The 15,348-nt window shown below is 62.4% G+C and carries 15 protein-coding genes; 6 read left to right on the top strand and 9 right to left on the bottom strand.

The window, feature by feature from the left end:
• Positions 1-42: 42 nt before the first annotated feature.
• The gene (locus AC3RLQ_RS04855; protein ID WP_493034867.1) at positions 43-492 is read left to right on the top strand and encodes a hypothetical protein; all 450 of its coding nucleotides are present in this window, start codon (positions 43-45) and stop codon (positions 490-492) included.
• 1,118 nt (positions 493-1,610) lie between these two features.
• Here the strand turns inward: AC3RLQ_RS04855 and AC3RLQ_RS04850 are convergent.
• Complete coding sequence (locus AC3RLQ_RS04850) at positions 1,611-2,228, bottom strand: cysteine peptidase family C39 domain-containing protein (RefSeq protein WP_493034866.1); 618 nt, start codon at positions 2,226-2,228, stop codon at positions 1,611-1,613.
• 9 nt (positions 2,229-2,237) lie between these two features.
• Positions 2,238-2,417 carry a hypothetical protein gene (locus AC3RLQ_RS04845; RefSeq protein WP_493034864.1) on the bottom strand — a complete coding sequence of 60 codons (180 nt, stop codon included), beginning with the start codon at positions 2,415-2,417 and terminating at the stop codon, positions 2,238-2,240.
• Positions 2,418-2,661: 244 nt separating this feature from the next.
• Between AC3RLQ_RS04845 and AC3RLQ_RS04840 the strand changes: the two genes are divergently transcribed.
• Positions 2,662-4,857: a prenyltransferase/squalene oxidase repeat-containing protein gene (locus AC3RLQ_RS04840; RefSeq protein ID WP_493034862.1), complete on the top strand. Its 2,196-nt coding sequence runs from the start codon at positions 2,662-2,664 to the stop codon at positions 4,855-4,857.
• A gap of 421 nt (positions 4,858-5,278) precedes the next feature.
• Here AC3RLQ_RS04840 and AC3RLQ_RS04835 read toward each other — a convergent pair whose 3' ends face one another.
• Positions 5,279-5,695 (bottom strand): ketosteroid isomerase-related protein, encoded by a 417-nt coding sequence (locus tag AC3RLQ_RS04835; protein ID WP_493034860.1) that lies wholly within the window; start codon positions 5,693-5,695, stop codon positions 5,279-5,281.
• A gap of 107 nt (positions 5,696-5,802) precedes the next feature.
• Between AC3RLQ_RS04835 and AC3RLQ_RS04830 the strand changes: the two genes are divergently transcribed.
• Both AC3RLQ_RS04830 and AC3RLQ_RS04825 read left to right on the top strand, forming a co-directional pair.
• Positions 5,803-6,771 carry a D-alanyl-D-alanine carboxypeptidase family protein gene (locus AC3RLQ_RS04830; RefSeq protein WP_493034858.1) on the top strand — a complete coding sequence of 323 codons (969 nt, stop codon included), beginning with the start codon at positions 5,803-5,805 and terminating at the stop codon, positions 6,769-6,771.
• A 62-nt stretch (positions 6,772-6,833) separates the two neighbouring features.
• Positions 6,834-7,913 (top strand): 6-phosphofructokinase, encoded by a 1,080-nt coding sequence (locus AC3RLQ_RS04825; RefSeq protein ID WP_493034855.1) that lies wholly within the window; start codon positions 6,834-6,836, stop codon positions 7,911-7,913.
• A 400-nt stretch (positions 7,914-8,313) separates the two neighbouring features.
• On the opposite strand, the gene trxA is transcribed toward AC3RLQ_RS04825, so the two are convergent.
• Positions 8,314-8,643, bottom strand: a complete 330-nt coding sequence (trxA, locus tag AC3RLQ_RS04820) for a thioredoxin (RefSeq protein ID WP_397383109.1) — start codon at positions 8,641-8,643, stop codon at positions 8,314-8,316.
• Between the two features lie 257 nt (positions 8,644-8,900).
• Between trxA and AC3RLQ_RS04815 the strand changes: the two genes are divergently transcribed.
• On the top strand, positions 8,901-9,719 hold the full coding sequence (locus AC3RLQ_RS04815) for a CHAD domain-containing protein (protein ID WP_493034851.1): 819 nt from the start codon (positions 8,901-8,903) through the stop codon (positions 9,717-9,719).
• 294 nt (positions 9,720-10,013) lie between these two features.
• Here the strand turns inward: AC3RLQ_RS04815 and AC3RLQ_RS04810 are convergent, their stop codons facing one another.
• Both AC3RLQ_RS04810 and AC3RLQ_RS04805 read right to left on the bottom strand, forming a co-directional pair.
• Positions 10,014-11,447, bottom strand: a complete 1,434-nt coding sequence (locus AC3RLQ_RS04810) for a YfbK domain-containing protein (protein ID WP_493034850.1) — start codon at positions 11,445-11,447, stop codon at positions 10,014-10,016.
• A complete protein-coding gene (locus tag AC3RLQ_RS04805) occupies positions 11,444-11,995 on the bottom strand; it encodes an RNA polymerase sigma factor (protein WP_461524772.1) in 552 nt (183 codons plus the stop codon). Before AC3RLQ_RS04805 ends, AC3RLQ_RS04810 begins: the two co-directional genes overlap by 4 nt.
• A 121-nt stretch (positions 11,996-12,116) precedes the next feature.
• On the opposite strand from AC3RLQ_RS04805, the gene AC3RLQ_RS04800 reads away from it, so the two are divergent.
• A complete protein-coding gene (locus AC3RLQ_RS04800; RefSeq protein WP_493034847.1) occupies positions 12,117-12,404 on the top strand; it encodes a hypothetical protein in 288 nt (95 codons plus the stop codon).
• A gap of 17 nt (positions 12,405-12,421) precedes the next feature.
• Here AC3RLQ_RS04800 and AC3RLQ_RS04795 read toward each other — a convergent pair whose 3' ends face one another.
• The 3 genes from AC3RLQ_RS04795 to AC3RLQ_RS04785 form a co-directional block, all read right to left on the bottom strand.
• A complete protein-coding gene (locus AC3RLQ_RS04795; RefSeq protein WP_493034844.1) occupies positions 12,422-13,297 on the bottom strand; it encodes a hypothetical protein in 876 nt (291 codons plus the stop codon).
• A gap of 294 nt (positions 13,298-13,591) precedes the next feature.
• Positions 13,592-14,050 carry a universal stress protein gene (locus tag AC3RLQ_RS04790; protein WP_493034842.1) on the bottom strand — a complete coding sequence of 153 codons (459 nt, stop codon included), beginning with the start codon at positions 14,048-14,050 and terminating at the stop codon, positions 13,592-13,594.
• Positions 14,051-14,054: 4 nt separating this feature from the next.
• On the bottom strand, positions 14,055-14,972 hold the full coding sequence (locus tag AC3RLQ_RS04785; RefSeq protein WP_493034840.1) for a universal stress protein: 918 nt from the start codon (positions 14,970-14,972) through the stop codon (positions 14,055-14,057).
• Positions 14,973-15,348 lie beyond the last annotated feature (376 nt).

Raw genomic sequence — 15,348 nt, 5'->3', positions numbered from 1 at the left:
GCCGCGTTTCCCAGAGCACTCGTTCAACACGCCCTCCCGCCTATGAACCGCTTCACCGCCCTCCGATCCGCCAAAATTTTGGCTGCCATCGCGACTCCGATGCTGATCATGTCCGTCTTTCTGACGCTCGCTTTGCAGGCGACCACCGACTATTTGCTGATCCTCATCGTCCTGCTCGCCTTCGTCTCAATGCTTCCAGCGCTGTGCGCTGACCCGATCGCTGAGGACGAAGAAGCCGGACGTCGTCCGGACAAGAGGCTCATCATCCGCCCTGTCTGCGCCATCTTCCTGCTGCAGTGGGTTTTTGAGCAGCCGGAGATCCAGATCTTTCTCTCGGCCGTCCAGGACAGGCTCTGGGATTGGCGGCCTGTGACGGTCATGAGCGTGTTTTGCGCCCATCTGCTTTACCAAGGCCTGCGCAAAGCTCTCGCCTTCAAAGCCGCCGATCTTTATCCCCACTTGAAGCGAGTGGAACAGCCTGCGGTTCCCTAAGTAACTGCACAATCGCCGCCGCCCCGCTCATCTGGAGTGCGGTCGCGCAGCGAGGAACGAGCGAAGCTACCGCTTTCCGCAGGCCGGCTGGCGTACGCTTACCCCAAGGCACACGAAGCCGCACACTGCCCGGCGCTCGCAAGCCGCTCCTCTCGCGCATGCCACGAGACGTTCGAAAGCGGCAGCTTCGCGTGCCGCACTCCAAAAAATCCGCTGCGCCCACGGGCCGTTCCATTCCCGGCAAGCCGGGGGCTTGCACTACGGTGGAGAGCACCCCTCGATGGTCAGACTTCAACGATTTCAACGATTTCAACGGGGGGTGGTGTGTCTGCCAGCACACGGCGGCGGGTCATGCCTTGGGGAGCTTTGAGGAGGTGATGGAATGGCCTTGGGTTCAGGGGGCAGGCGTCGCGGCATCGAGCGCCAAGGAGGCTTCCTAGGAGCGCGGAACTTCAGTCCGCAGCAGGTCGGACACGCAGAAAAACAAGTGATTCACGCTGTGTGTGTGGCAAGCGGGATGGCACGTTGGATCCTGAGAAACTGAGGAGAAGTGCGGAGACATGGGCTCACGCGGCGTGCTGCGGACTGGAAGTCCGCGCTCCAAGAGTCTTTGACCTGCGGCGCTCCATTCCAAAAGGTCCCCGTTAACCAACGCCATTCAGGACAGCAGGACAGACAGCCTGAGGAGCACCGGCCTGTCTCATCCAGCCTCTCTGAGGAGTGGGTCAAAGGTGAAAGTTTTTCCCCTGTCCTACCTGCAGGCCTGCAAGCGGGCCTCCAGCTTGAGATACGGCAGCATTCGAGAGTCTCATTGAGGCTGGATATGTCCGCCCCCTCGCCAAAGCAGCGGCACAGAGCCCCCGCATGAAAGCCGCTCTCAGGCGATCCCGCAGCGCTCGCTCAGACTCAGCGAGTGGAGTCGAGTCAGCCCGCGAGGATGGAATCCTGCAGGAGCGGGCGCTCGCGTGTTTTCTCACCACCCCCCGTTGAAATAGTTGAAATCGTTGAAGTCTGCTCCTTCAGCGTGGCCGGAGAGAGACTCACCCCCGTTGAAGTCTGCCCTCTTGCCATTAGCTGAAGCGCGCCCTTCAGATCACCCTTCTCCCCATCTCCAAACCTCACTCCGCCCGCCGGATCACGCGGACGGCGTAGACTTTGGCGGTCAGTTCGGAGAGTTTCACGGGTTCCTTGTCATCCCGCAGGGGATCGCGGGCGAGGTATTCGAGGCCGTCTTTGCCGACGATGACGCACCAGTGCTGGATGCCGCCGAGGAGGAAGTATTTGACCACGGGGTAGGCGCCGGCTTCCAGGGCCGCGTCCATCACCTTGTGACTGGCGGCGGGGTGGTATTCGGCGGCGAGTTTTTTGTCGGTTACGCGGGGGATGGCGTTCCACACCACCCAGCCCTGGGGGAGGAAGCCGTCGGCTTTTTTCAGGCGCTCGTTGAGTTCCTTGGGCGTGAGCTCCACGCCGAGGTCTGAGCAGGCCATGGCCACGCTGGAGACGAGGCAGCCGTGGCTGCCCAGCGTGCCGGTGGAGGTGCCGAGCTGATCCGCCGCCCAGCGTTTGTCCTTTTGCAGGTGCGTCTTCCCGGCATCCGGCAGCCGGATGTTCAGGGATTTGCCACCGGTGGAGGCGATGGCAGGAGCGATGCGTGCCCAGCAGGTGCGAAGCATCACACAACTGGTCGCCACGATCACCAGTGCAAGCAGCCCGATGAAGGCGTAGCGTCGCATGCGGGAGTCTTAGTGCGCCTTCTTTTCGCCGTGCTCGGCTTCCTTGGCGTGGGATTCGCCATGGCCTTCGTCGTGCGCCTTGTGCATGTTCTCATGCAGCACCTGGGTTTCCTTCCAGGAGTGCTTTCCACAGGAAGTGGAGGCGAGGACGAGGGCGGCGGCGCAGAGGATGAACGAGGCGGTTTTCATGTGATACGGGGTGCGGCATCCTATCGGAAGAGGCCCGTCGTGCAAATGACAATTCGCGTTCCGGTGGGCATCCTTCAGCGGCTTCAAGCGGAGCCTATGGGCGGTCTTGGCGGCTAAGAATCGGCCACCCGGAGCGTTTCCTCTTCAGCGCGCCCTCCCAGTTCGTTCATGCGACCTGTAAATTCATCTTGTCGGAAGCGCTGGCCACCGTGTATATACATGTGCATCAACAGTTTTTATTGAAATGAATCCGTCGCAGCCTGGTAACCCGCAGAATCCTCAGAATCCGCAGCAGCCGCCACCACCTCCGGGTGTCACACAGCCGCTGCCGCAGGGTTATCCCCAGGGCTATCCGCCGCCGCAGGGTTATCCTCAGGGCTACCCACCGCCGCAGGGTTATCCCCCTGGCTACCCGATGCCGCAGGGTTATCCGCCGCAGATGCCCGGCTATCCTCAGGGTTATCCAGCGCCGCAGGGTTACCCGCCGCAGATGCCGGGTTATCCCCCAGGCTACCCCATGCCGCAGGGCTACCCGCCTCAGATGCCTGGCTATCCGCCCGGCTACATGCCGCAGATGCCCATGCCGGCCATGATGCCGCCGCCTGCACCTTCCACCGGTGCCGTTCCCACCGCTGCTCCAGCGCCTGCCCCGGCTGCAGCCCCCAAGCCCGCCAGCGCCGCCGTCCCCGTGGCCATGCCCGTGCCTGCCGCCGTGGCTCCTTCCATGCCTTCCCCCTCCGGTGCTCCCGTGATGCCCGCACCGAGCGTGGCCGTGCCCGTGGCAGCCGCTGCTCCGACCGACGATGCCGGTGAAGCCGCCGTGGTGGCCGAGCATGTCGAAGGCCAGATCTATCACCCACCAGCACTCACCCACATTGAAGTGGGCAAGCCGCCAAACAAGTTTGTGCAGCTCTGGCTCAAGGCCGGTGCCAGCTCCCTTCTTCTCAGTATCTTGATCCATGCCGGTCTCGGCGTGCTCGCCCTGTTCATCGTTTTCCAGAGCGGTGTCATGGACAAGCAGGTGGACTTCCTCCCCGGTGGCGGCACCGCGCAGGGCGCCAAGGCCAGTGCCGATCTGCAGCACAAAGTGCAGCAGAAGAAGCGCTCCTCCATCAACAAGACCATGCCGATGAAGAAGCTGGTCAGCGCCAGCACCAATTCGGCCATCACCCTGCCTGAAGCTCCCCCAGACTCTCTGGACATGCCCGACGTCAGCGCGATGATGGGCGGCGGCGCCCTTGGCGGTGCCGGTGGTTTCGGCATGGGCGGAGCCGGAGGCGGCTTTGGCAAAGGCCAGGGCCTCGGAGCCGCAGGCGGCTTCGTCACCCTGCCACCCTCCATGCGCAGCCGCTGCTCCACGCAGGAACGACTTGAGAAGCTCCGTCAAAACGGCGGCTCCCCTGAGTGTGAGGCTGCTGTGAGCGCCTCCCTCGAATGGCTCAAGACCAAGCAGAATGCCGACGGCTCCTGGGGCAAAAGCAACAGGTGCGCCTACACCGGCCTGGCATTGCTCTGCTTCCTCGGCCGCTGCGAAACACCGGAGTCCCCCTTCTACGGCGAAAACGTCATGAAGGGCATCATGTTCCTCATCGAAGCCGGCAAAAAGAACCCCTACGGCATCTTCTCTGAAACAGGCTGGAAGGGCGAAGCCGCCGGCGGCAAAGGCGGCGCAGGCACCTACGAGCACGGCATCGCCACCTACGCTCTGGGCGAAATGTACACCCTCGCCCGTCTCGGCAGCAAGAGCCTCCCCGGCATGCGCGAAGCCTTCGAAAAAGGCGTCAAAGTCATCATCGAAAACCAGACCCCGAAAGGTGCCTGGGCCTACGGCGGCAAGGAGCAGATCGTCTACAACAAGGCCGGCGGCGCTGACCTTTCCGTGGTGGGCTGGCAGTTCCAGGCGCTCAAAGCCGCCAAGAACACCGGTCTGAAGATCGACGGCCTGCACAGCTGCATCGGCAAGATGACCGACTACCTCGAAACCATGCAGACCAAGGACGGCGGCTTCGGCGGCCCGAATCGTGACGCCCACTACAATCAGTGGAGCCTTTCCGGCGTCGGCATCCTCGGCCTCCAGACCATGGCCAAGGGCAAGACCACCGCGATCAAGAAGGGCATCAAATTCCTGCGCGACTTCCTCACCGCCGAGCCTCTCGACTGGAACAAAAACTGCAATCTCTACTGCTGGTACTACTACACCCAGACCTTCTTCCAGCAGGGCGGTGACGACTGGAAGTTCTACAACCAGCAGTTCCTCCCGCAGATCCTCGGAGCCCAGCAGTCTGACGGTGCCTTCAAGGCCGGCCGTCCGAACTGGCCCGCCGGTGATGCCGCAGACCCCATCTACCGCCAGTGCCTCTGCACCCTTCAGCTTGAAGTGTATTACCGTTACCTGAAAGTGGGCGACCGCGAAGAGTCGTCGTTCTTCGACAACAAGTAAGTAACACTCGGCATTCGACAGGAGAGGGATCAGCCAGATTCCTCCACCGCTCGCAATCGCTGCACATTATCAAACCAAGGGGGGATCAAGATGATCCCCCCTTTTTTTGTGCGCACGTTCTGGAGGAGAGGCTGCGATGCTGGGTGGTTTTGCACCGAGTGTGGTATTTCACCACACCCGCAAAGCATCGTGGCAACAGCCCACATCGCCTGCCTTTCCAACGTTTAAAGGACGGCGAACCTTTTTGAGCGCCTGCGACGCCATAGACCCGAAGCTTCGGACCCGGCGCAGCGGTTCCCTACCAGCCCTGCGGCAACGCGCTGCTCTGGATGGTAGGGATGGGCTGCGCGCGTCCGTGGAGTCCTTCGTTCCATCGTGAGCTGCTGCCTTATCACTTTCCGCCTTTTCTATAGCCTCCGTCCTAAGCCCCCACCTGGCGCAGCCACTCTTTCAGGTTGTAGTAGTTGGTCACGCGGCGGACTTTGCCGTCTTGGAGATCAAAGAAGGCGCCCACGCGCAGGCGGTAGCGCTGGCCTGTGGCAGGGGGCAGGCCTTCATCGGTGGAGAGGTATTCGCCTTCGATGTCAAACTCCGCCGCACCGCGGGTGCCGTCTTCATTGGCAAATACCACGAGATCACACACCTGCTCACGGTAGCAGCGGTCCATGCGCTCAAGGAAGGTGCGGAACGCTGCGCGACCGGTCTCTGCGCCACCTTGGTTGATGTCGTGCACCACGTCATCAGTCAGCAGGGCCAGGAATGCCTCACGGTCGCCGGAATTGAAGGTGGTGTAATAGGTCTGGATGAGAGCGAGAGCCTGCTGCTGGGGTGTTGCCATGGGAGGGGCGGAGCATGAATTTCACCTGCGCCAGCGTCAAATTAGAAAATGATCGGGGGAAATCCACGGTTGCGATAATGGTTCATACAGCTAAACATCACACGTCTATGTTTTCCCCCAGCATGGCGTGGTTAAGCTCCCGCGCATTGATCCTTGGCATCTGTCTCTCGTTCGTCACCGGTGGTGCTGCCCTGCAGGCGCAGTCAGCCGTGTTGGTCGTCGATGCCTTCAACAAAAAAGTTCACGTCGCCGCAGACGCGCAGTCAAAGCGGCCCGTCGGCGGACTCGCCAAGATCGCCACGGCCATGGTCACGCTTGACTGGGCGGAGGCCTCCAAGGTCGGCGTCGGCGTGCTGGCCACCGTCCCTGCCTACGCCTTCCAGATGACGGGTGCCAGCAGCATCGGCCTGCAGGCCGGAGACCAGGTGACACTGCGTGACCTCATCTACGCCACCATGATGAGCAGCGACGACGTCGCCGCCATCACCCTCGGCGACTTCGTCGGGAAGGACCACCTCGCACGCCTCGTCCGCGCCGGACATCCCATGGAGGAGTTCGTCAAGCAGATGAACCAGCTGGCCAAGCGCGAAGGCGCACGCGCCACCCGCTTCACCAATCCCCACGGCCTGGAAAACTCCCGCCCCCTGCCCTATTCCTGCGCAGCGGACATCGCACGCCTGGCCATCTACGCCGTCTCACGGCCGGCCATGCGTTTTTACACCAATCAGACCAGCCGCAGCATCACCATCTATCGCGGCGGGCAGCAGCTCACCATGGCGCTGAACAACACCAATGTGCTGCTCGGCGTGGATCGCATCGACGGCGTCAAAACCGGCAACACCCCGCGTTCCGGCGGCTGCGTGGTCATCTCCGCTGAGAAGTCCCCGACGGTGCAGGTGCAGGCGGACAACTCCAGCCTCATCTACCGTCACCGCATGGTCGTCGTCGTGCTCGGTTCTGCCAGCCCCTTTGATGAGGCACGCACGCTGCTGCACCAGGGCTGGGCCGCCTATGACCGCTGGCTGGCCGCAGGCCGTCCCATCACGGACAAGCGCCAGATGCTGGATCAATTCTGAATTTTTGCGGACGCCTTTCCGTCCCGTCTTTACAACTCATCCCCTTTCACCCTTTTCATTTTATGCGCATCGGTATTCTCAACAGCGGCGGCGACTGCCCCGGACTCAATGCAGTGATCCATGGCGTCGTCGGCGCCGCCACCACCCTCGGCTGGGAAGTCGTGGGCTTCCGTGATGGCTTTGAAGGCCTCCTCCCTCCGGGCGACTACATGATGCTCAATCCGGAAAAAACCATCGGCATCATGAAGCTCGGTGGCACGATTCTCGGCACCACCAACAAAGGCCACTTCGTCGCCAAAGTCGGCGAGGGCAATGTGTCCCAGGTGCCCGTGGAAATCGTCGAGAAAGCCAAGAACACCCTGCGCCACCTCGAAGTCGGCGCGCTGATCGTCGTCGGCGGAGACGGCAGCCTCACCACCGGCCTGCAGTTGTACCAGATGGGCATTCCGATCATCGGCGTGCCGAAGACCATCGACAACGACATCCAGGCCACCGCCACCTCCTTCGGCTTTGATTCCGCCGTGGCCACCGTGGTGGATGCGCTGGACCGCCTGCACACCACCGCAGAAAGCCACAAGCGCGTGATCGTGCTGGAAGTCATGGGACGCCACGCAGGCTGGATCGCCCTGTACGGCGGCATGGCCGGCGGCGCGGATGTGATCCTGCTGCCAGAAATTCCCTTCCACCTCGAGCACGTGGCCAAGGCCATTCGCAAACGCGATGCCGCAGGCCGCCACAGCACCCTCGTCGTCGTCGCTGAAGGCGCACGCATGGAAACCGGCGAGCTCCTTACCAAGGAAAAAGTCGGCGCCAAAGGCGAAGACCGCCTGGGTGGCATCGGCGAATACGTGGCGCGGCAGATCGAAAAAGACACCGGCAAGGAGACGCGCTCCTGCACGCTCGGCCATCTTCAGCGTGGTGGCGCCCCCACGGCGCTGGATCGCATCCTCGGCGTCCGCTTCGGTGCCAAGGCCGTCGATCTCATCGCTCAGGGCAGCTTTGGCCGCATGGTCAGCTACCAGCAGTATCAGGTGGGCGATGTGCCCATCGAGGAAGCCGTGCATCAGCTCCGCCTCGTCAGCAAAGACAGCGAAATCGTCCGTGCTTCACGTGCCATCGGCATCTCGTTTGGCGACGAGTAGTCCTGGGCTGCGCGGTCTGTCTGAGTTCCATTCACACGAAAGCCGCCCTGGAGTACGGGGCGGCTTTTTGTGGGTGCGGTTCGGCCCGATGGAAGCGGAGCGGGGAGAGCTTTGGGAAGCTAGGCGGTGTCTTTGCCATTCAAGGAGTGCCATGCCGTCGGGGGGAAAGACGTGCTGCTCACAGCTTCAAGGACGGCGGACCATTTTGAGCGCCTGCGACGCGACAGACCCGAAGCTTCGGACCCGGCGCAGCGGTTCCCTACCTTCCCTTGCGGTGGCGAAAGGCTGGTAGGGACGCGTTGGGCGCGTCCCTGGAATCTTTCGTCCCAGTGCGGACACAAAAAAACAGCCGCCGGAGTCAATCCAGCGGCTGCTTCAAAAGGATTCAGTCAACCATCACTCACGCCAGCGCGGCAAGGCGCTTGGTCAGTGCGTCTTTGGACTGCACGCCCACGACGGTTTCCACGGCCTTGCCGTCCTTAAAGAAGACCATCATCGGGATGGAGCGCACGCTGAACTGGGTGGCCAGGTTCGGGGACTCGTCCACGTTCACCTTGCCGATCTTCACCTTGTCGCCCTGCTCCTTGGCCAGATCGTCCAGGATCGGTCCCAGCATGCGGCATGGGCCGCACCATTCAGCCCAGAAATCCACGAGCACCGGCACGGTGGAGGAGGTGACTTCAGATTCAAAATTTGCTTCGGTGAGGGTGAGGACTGCTTCGCTGGCCATGGTGGGGAGTATTGGGGTTAGGAAAAAGGTTACGGATGCACGCTGGCATCAGAGGCACACGAATCAACGAAAGTTTTCACCATCTCCTCCTCCCCGGGCCGGAAAAATGCCCAATGTGACGACAATCCCACTGGTTCGAGTTCTTGGAGTCGCTCAGACAATCCCCGCGATTGGGTGAAGTTGTTGCCAGTGCTGGCTGACGAATGTGAAAAACTCTTTCTTGCTGTCCGCCCTGATTCTCGGCTGAATACCCGCTCATGAGACTACGCCATGACTCCGAGGGCCTTTCGGGCCGGAAGTTGAAGCGTTTGCTGCATCAGCTCTGCGAGCGCGCGCAGGAGGATGTGCTCAGAATGTCCCTCCATGAAGAGAGCGCCACGCACCAGCTGCGCCTGCGCGTGAAGAAGATGATGGCCCTGCTCCGTCTGGCAAACCCGGGCATCGAAAAACACACGCTGCAGGCCATGCGACAGCACCTGCGCGCCGTGAAAAACGCCTGCGCCGGCAATCGCGAATACGTGGTGCAGAGCAAGCTCATCGACAAGCTCACGCGCCGTTTCCATCTCGCGCCCAAGCACCGCCCGCAGCTCCACGGCCAGCCGCTCAAAGCCCCGCCTGCCTCGGATCTTCATCATCAGCTTTACGCCGTGGGCCAGCTCATCGACAGCACCTGCATCCAGTCGCTTTCCGAAGAGCAGATCCTCGAAGAGCACGCACGCTGCTACCGCAAAGGCCGCCAGCTCATGAAACAGGCCTGCGAGACCAAGGACAAACGCACCCTGCACCGCTGGCGGCACCGCGTGAAGGATCTGTATTTTCAAACGCTGGTGCTCTCGCACCTGCGCGGTGCGGAGCGCCGCATCCGCCGCGCCCGACGCCTCGGCCACATTTTGGGCCGGGATCAGGATCTGTGCAATCTCGCCTCAGAGCCCGCCTTCACCGTGCGGCGCAGTCCCTGGCTGCACGTGATCAACGAGCACCGCGACCACCTGCGCGAAAGCTACCTCGCCCTCGGTCACAAGCTCTACGCCCCGCCCGGCACCCGCTTCAGTGGGAAGCTGCTGCAGAGCGCGTGAGCGACCACGCCGAAGGCAGGAGCGGAAGCCCCGCCACGCTTGCTCCCAAGCGCCACCGAATCAGCCCGGCCAGCTCGCGCATGCCCGCCCTCCCATATGGACTGCGGTCGCGAAGTGAGGAACGAACGCAGCCACCGCTTTCGCCGTGCCGGGCGGCTCACGCATACCATCAAATACCCGAATGCGGCAGCCGGTGATTCTTCGCAGGCCGCAGCACCCCACGCCCGCCACGAGACGCTCGAAAGCGGCAGCTGCACCCTTTCAGGGTTGCGCAGCCGCAGTCCAAATAGATCCCTACAGCCCGGCCGCCTGCTTGGCGTCCTGCACGAGGCGGATAAACCGCCCGCGCTCGCCGTTGCTGTCTGCGCCTTTGGACTGATTGGCCAGATTGAGCACCAGCTCATGATTCAGCGCGCCCAGCTGCTCCGCGCCACGCAGCAGCAGGCCAAAGCCCACCACGGAGGTTTCGAAGACAAAATCCTCACGCGCATTCTGCAGGGAGTAGCCACGGTCCATGACCAGCAGCTTGCTGCTGTCAAAGGGGCCCACGGCCTGGGAGGTGAAGTGTGCGTTGGGCAGCATCACGGTGGCCACCTGTCGGCTGCTGTCGCGCGGGATCTCACCGCTGCCATTCGGCTGAAACTCATACCACAGCACATGGGTGCCTGCGGTGCGCAGCTCGGTGGCCGCGAGATGCCGCTCACACAGCATGCGGAACTGCTTCACATTGGCCTTATCAAAGGTCACCTGCAGGGGGAAGCTGGCGTCCGCACCCAGCACCGCAGCCTGATCTGCCGGCAGCTGGATCACGAGGCGCAGGAGCCGGTTCGCCGGATTCCACGGGCAGGAGGCCACTTCAGCCTTCCATGAGTGAATGAACAGACTGGACGCGCGCTCCGGCTTGGGCTCGGGCTTGTTCGGCGTGAGCTGCGGGGAGGCAAAAGCCTGCCCCTTGAGCTTGGGCGGCAGCGGCTTGATCTGCCCGGGGTGCAGGCTGAACTGATCCACCGCCTGCTTCGTCGTGCTCACAAACGTGCCGTGTCCGGCGGGGAGAGTGAATCCCAGATTGGGAGTCACCACCGGGGCGGCAGGCTTCTCCTTCACTGGCGAGACAGCAGCCACCACCACTTCCTTCACCACAGGTGCGGGTGCAGGGGCAGGCACAGGCTTGACCTCGGCCACCAGCTTTTTCGCCACCGGGGCGGGTGCAGCGGGCGTGGTTGCCTTGGGTTCAGACTTGGTCGCCACCATCGGCGCGGGTGCGGCTTTCTCAGGCAGGGCCACTGGCTTGAGCTCTTTCTTGGCAGGCGCATCGCCCTTGGGCGTGCCGGCCATCTGCGCGGCGGATTTCACCTCAGGGCCATACATCCAGCCCGCCAGGAAGGCCGCGCCGCTGAGCGTGACGACAGCCGCCACCTTGAGCACCGCGCCCATCATTGGCCAGAAGACCTGACGTGAGGTGCGCTTGGCAGGCTGGCGTGGCAGCATCGGCTGGATGCGCCGTGGCATGTTGGCCGGATGCAGCACGGCGTGGCGCTGCTCATGCGTGAGACGCGCGAGAGAAAGGGGCGCGCCCTGGCGCAAGGCATCGGTCACGGCCTCGATCTGCTCAAGCTCGTGAGCGGCAGAGGGCGTGGTGGCCAGCAGTTCGTGAAGTTCACGCGCCTCCTCGGCGCTGAGTTCTCCGAGGGCGTAGGCGGTGAAGAGGGGATTGTCCTGGGGATTCATGAATGGGTGGGGGTGTATTCCTCGCTGATGTCCGTGCTCATCAGTTCGCGGAGTTTCTTGATCGCATGGTGCATGATGAAGCCGACATTCCCGACGCTGAGTCCGGTGATGCCAGCGATTTCCTGATAGGAGCAGTCGTGTTGAAATTTGAGCCGTACGACCTCGCGCTGGTTGGGCCGCAGGCGGTCCACGCAGCTCCAGATGTGCGCATAGAGTTCGTGCATGCCCGCGGTCTGGGATGGGTCCGGCTCGTGATCCGCCGCGGCGTCGATGACCTCGTCGTTGCCAAGGTCCAGCCGCTGCTCCTTGCGCAGGATGTCGAAGGCACGGTTTCGGCACACGGTGAAGAGCCAGGACTTGAGATTGTCGCGCACACGGTCGGGCTCGGAGAGGTAGAGCCGGAGCATGGCGTCCTGCACGACATCACGCGCACGCTCGATGTCTCCACCGAGGATGCTGGCTGTGTAGGCGATAAGCGTGCTTTCATGCTGGTCCAACGCCCGCCTGACCAGCACGGCGGCTTCATCCTGTACGTGTGGGTCGGGCATGCGAGAGTTCATGAAGGGAACGAGCAGACACAGAAGGAAATTAGGCCAGAGAGGAACTTACGCCATTTTTCGCCTTGGAAACCGCAATCTTTACGCAGGCCCCGCCGTTCAGACAACCCTTGTGAGCGATTCCTCCTCCACCCGCACCTCGTTTTTCCTCATCCTCATCGCCCTGGGTGGCGGCGTGTGGCTCATCAAAGAGACCTTCGATCCCGCCCCCAAGCCCGCACCTGCACAAGCAGCGCCGGAGGAAGAAGCCACCTCCCTCCCCAACCGCGCCCTGGATGCCTCCCAGACCAGCGGCGACTCGCTGAACAACTCCATGAACGACCAGCTCAAGTCCGTGCAAGGCATGGTGGGCGGCAGCTACGACGGCAAAACCTATGTCCCGCCCCAGGGCAAGAAATAGCCGGACCGCCTAGCACGTCACGGCAGCACCAGCAGCGTGCCCTCCGACGCCTGTTTCTTGAGGCGCTGCCCGTTGTACATGTATTCCACCGTCAGCAGGTTCGGCTGCGGGCCCTGCACCACCACTTGCGCCACGCCGATGGTCACACCGTTGTTCGTGGTGGTCGCCACCGCTGCTGCGCCGCGGGTCAGATTGCCCTCATCCAGCGCGGCATCGCTCAGCGCATCCGTCACCTGGATCGTCACCGGCGCGGTGATCGTGCCCTTGGGGATCAGCTTTGCGAGGCGGTTCTTCACATTGCGAGGCTGGTCGTTTTGAAGTGTGTAGCGCGCGCTGATCAGCTCGATCACCCCCGGTGTGAACCCCGGAATGGCCGAAACTGGAGGCACGGCAGCGCCCGCAGGCGGAACCGTGGCCGGTGGTACGCCGTCCGCAGGCGGCATCGCCGTAGGGGGCGGCGTTTGGGCCGCTTCCGCCGGGCGCGTGTTCAAGATCTTCATCGCCTGGGCCAGCTGATCATTGCGGCCTGCTGCGTCCAGCATCACCCCCTGCAAAGAACCTCCCACCGGATTGGCCAGGCACCAGTCCCGCACCACCACCGCCTGACGGCACAGCGCCAGCGGCTGGTGCGTCAGCTCTGCAAATTGCTGCGCCTCCTTCTCCTGCCGCGCCAGCGCCGCAGCCGCCTGATTTCCCAGCTTCTTCTGCTCTGCAGCCATGGCCTCCGCATTCACATCTGCGGTGCCGTAGTTCACCCGGATCTCCGGCGGCAGCGCCGAGAGCGGAATCGTGGCAAAACCGTCCGCATGCATGATGCGGATCTCCACCGGCAGCACCTTCACCACCTTCACCTGCTTGTAGGTCTTCCCGTCCAGGGTAGTCAATTCAGCCATCACACCTGCGGCATTCAGAAACACCGCCAAAGAAAAAACCGCAACCACAGTAATAAACGTCCTCATTCCCCATTTCTGCCTGCACTTTCCCAGCCGTCAAGCTGACAATTGCTCAGTCATCGGCCCTCCTTCCATGGCACAGAATGGCCGTGTCACGCATGTTCCTGTTCAGAACCGCGACACCCGTCACCATCCCCAAAAGGGGCAGTGTGCAAATTCCTGACAGATGATTCGCCGACGGTTCTTCAGCAAGCCCAGGCATTCCCCGCGCTCAGGCCCCCGGCCCTGCCGCGGTCACTTCTTCTCCGGCAGATCCTCATCGCTCGGCACCACCAGCACCGGGCAGTGTGCGTGTTTCAGGACATCGGCGGCCACGCTGCCCACCAGCATGTGATAGATCGTGCTATGATGGTGGGACCCGAGGATGATCAGATCCGCGTTCAGGCGCTTCGCCTCCGCCAGCACCGCCGACACTTTGGCATCGGCCAGCTGCTCCACGCGGGCGCGCACGCCGAACTTGATCAGCGAGTCGCGTATTTCCAGAAGCTGTTCGGCCTGCTCCTTGACCACCGTCGGCAAAGGATCCTCCATGACCACGGGTGAGACGATGCCCACATCCATGACCACGGGCGTCTTGCCCAGCACATGGAGGATGATCACCTCACTGTTGAAGGCGGTGGCAAGCGCGTGCGCCTGCTTGAGTACTTTGAAGGTGAGGTCGGAGAGATCGACCAAGGCAACGATGGTTTTCATAAAGTTAGATTTTTTCCACGGGAAGTTTCACCACAAGAAGGGAGCATGGCAGCAGCGTCAGCAGACGCTCCGCCGTGGAACCCAGGAGCACGTAGCGCAGATTGGTGCGCCCCTTGCCACCCATGATGATCAGGTCCGCCTGCGCCTCCTTGGCATGCGTGGCGATGCCGTTGCCATGGCTGGATGACTCCTGCAGCACCTCGGTGGATTCAATGCCCTGCGACGCAACGCCCACAAACTCATGCAGATCAGTGCGCAGCCGCTGGATGCAGGCATCACGCTCCTCCGGCGTGTACACCATCGCCGGGCCGCCCGGATCTGCAAAGGGCGTGGGGTAGGCCATGGCCACCCACGGCTCCTGCCACACATGCACGAAGTCCACTGAGGCACCGTCCATGCGCGCCAGGCTGTGCGCCTGCTCCACCACGGCGCGCGAATTCTCCGAGAAATCAATGCAGGCCACGATCTTGCGAAACGCCTGCGGATGATTCGTGCGCACCAGCAGCACCGGCGTCTGCACCTTGCGCGCCAGCTTGCTGGAGATGGATCCCGCGCCTGCCGGCATGTCCCCTGCCCCGGCGATGCCCGCCACCAAGAGGTCCGCCTTCAGCGTGCGCGCATGCTCCAAGATCTCATGCAGCGGCGTGCCCAGCGCGATGGTGACTTCATAATTGGCCGCTGCGGGAGATTGCGCCAGCCAGTGGGTCAGCGCAGCACCCGCCCCTTCCGTGGCCACCCGGGCGTGAGTTTCAAAGGGTTCCTCCCGGCTTTCCGCCAGTGCTGCCACCGCAGCGGAGTCCACCACATGCAGCACATGAACCTTCGCCCCATGCAGCGCCGCGATGCGTACCGCCTGCTCATAGGCCGTGCGTGATCCCGTGGAGAAGTCCACGGCGACAAGGATGGTGGTCAGCTTGTTCATGGCTTGAGCTAAACGCAGGACTTTGCGCTGCGAAATGGGCTGTTTACCCCATCTCCTATCGTCTCCTGCCCGGATTTTGGCCGCACGAAAGCCGCCCAGCGTCACCGCAACTGGAGCCCTTTCAATCTCAATCACCCACTTCACACCACGCTTCCCCTGCAGGGACTCATCGCCGCAAACAGGGCGGCAAAGCGATTCTGGCCGCCCAAGGATCCCGTTCAAAACAAGTCCCCGCTATCCCAGCCAACCCTCCCCCACTTATTGCGTTGACAAAATAAGTGGTTTTACATACTTATTATAATAACCATATGAGACCAACTCTTCCTTCGCTTCTGTTATTGGCTTCGCTGGCAGTTTGTACGCCAGGATTTTCCGC

This window comes from Prosthecobacter sp. GW821-HT29F12 (genome assembly GCF_058803405.1).
Note: the sequence above shows the minus strand (reverse complement) of the source record. Positions and strands in the feature narration are given on the sequence as shown.

Excerpts from the sequence above, each read along its gene's own strand:
- AC3RLQ_RS04855 (WP_493034867.1), top strand. The coding sequence starts at position 43 with ATGAACCGCTTCACCGCCCTCCGATCCGCCAAAATTTTGGCTGCCATC.
- AC3RLQ_RS04850 (WP_493034866.1), bottom strand. The coding sequence starts at position 2,228 with ATGCGACGCTACGCCTTCATCGGGCTGCTTGCACTGGTGATCGTGGCG.
- AC3RLQ_RS04845 (WP_493034864.1), bottom strand. The coding sequence starts at position 2,417 with ATGAAAACCGCCTCGTTCATCCTCTGCGCCGCCGCCCTCGTCCTCGCC.
- AC3RLQ_RS04840 (WP_493034862.1), top strand. The coding sequence starts at position 2,662 with ATGAATCCGTCGCAGCCTGGTAACCCGCAGAATCCTCAGAATCCGCAG.
- AC3RLQ_RS04835 (WP_493034860.1), bottom strand. The coding sequence starts at position 5,695 with ATGGCAACACCCCAGCAGCAGGCTCTCGCTCTCATCCAGACCTATTAC.
- AC3RLQ_RS04830 (WP_493034858.1), top strand. The coding sequence starts at position 5,803 with ATGTTTTCCCCCAGCATGGCGTGGTTAAGCTCCCGCGCATTGATCCTT.
- AC3RLQ_RS04825 (WP_493034855.1), top strand. The coding sequence starts at position 6,834 with ATGCGCATCGGTATTCTCAACAGCGGCGGCGACTGCCCCGGACTCAAT.
- trxA (WP_397383109.1), bottom strand. The coding sequence starts at position 8,643 with ATGGCCAGCGAAGCAGTCCTCACCCTCACCGAAGCAAATTTTGAATCT.
- AC3RLQ_RS04815 (WP_493034851.1), top strand. The coding sequence starts at position 8,901 with ATGAGACTACGCCATGACTCCGAGGGCCTTTCGGGCCGGAAGTTGAAG.
- AC3RLQ_RS04810 (WP_493034850.1), bottom strand. The coding sequence starts at position 11,447 with ATGAATCCCCAGGACAATCCCCTCTTCACCGCCTACGCCCTCGGAGAA.
- AC3RLQ_RS04805 (WP_461524772.1), bottom strand. The coding sequence starts at position 11,995 with ATGCCCGACCCACACGTACAGGATGAAGCCGCCGTGCTGGTCAGGCGG.
- AC3RLQ_RS04795 (WP_493034844.1), bottom strand. The coding sequence starts at position 13,297 with ATGGCTGAATTGACTACCCTGGACGGGAAGACCTACAAGCAGGTGAAG.
- AC3RLQ_RS04790 (WP_493034842.1), bottom strand. The coding sequence starts at position 14,050 with ATGAAAACCATCGTTGCCTTGGTCGATCTCTCCGACCTCACCTTCAAA.
- AC3RLQ_RS04785 (WP_493034840.1), bottom strand. The coding sequence starts at position 14,972 with ATGAACAAGCTGACCACCATCCTTGTCGCCGTGGACTTCTCCACGGGA.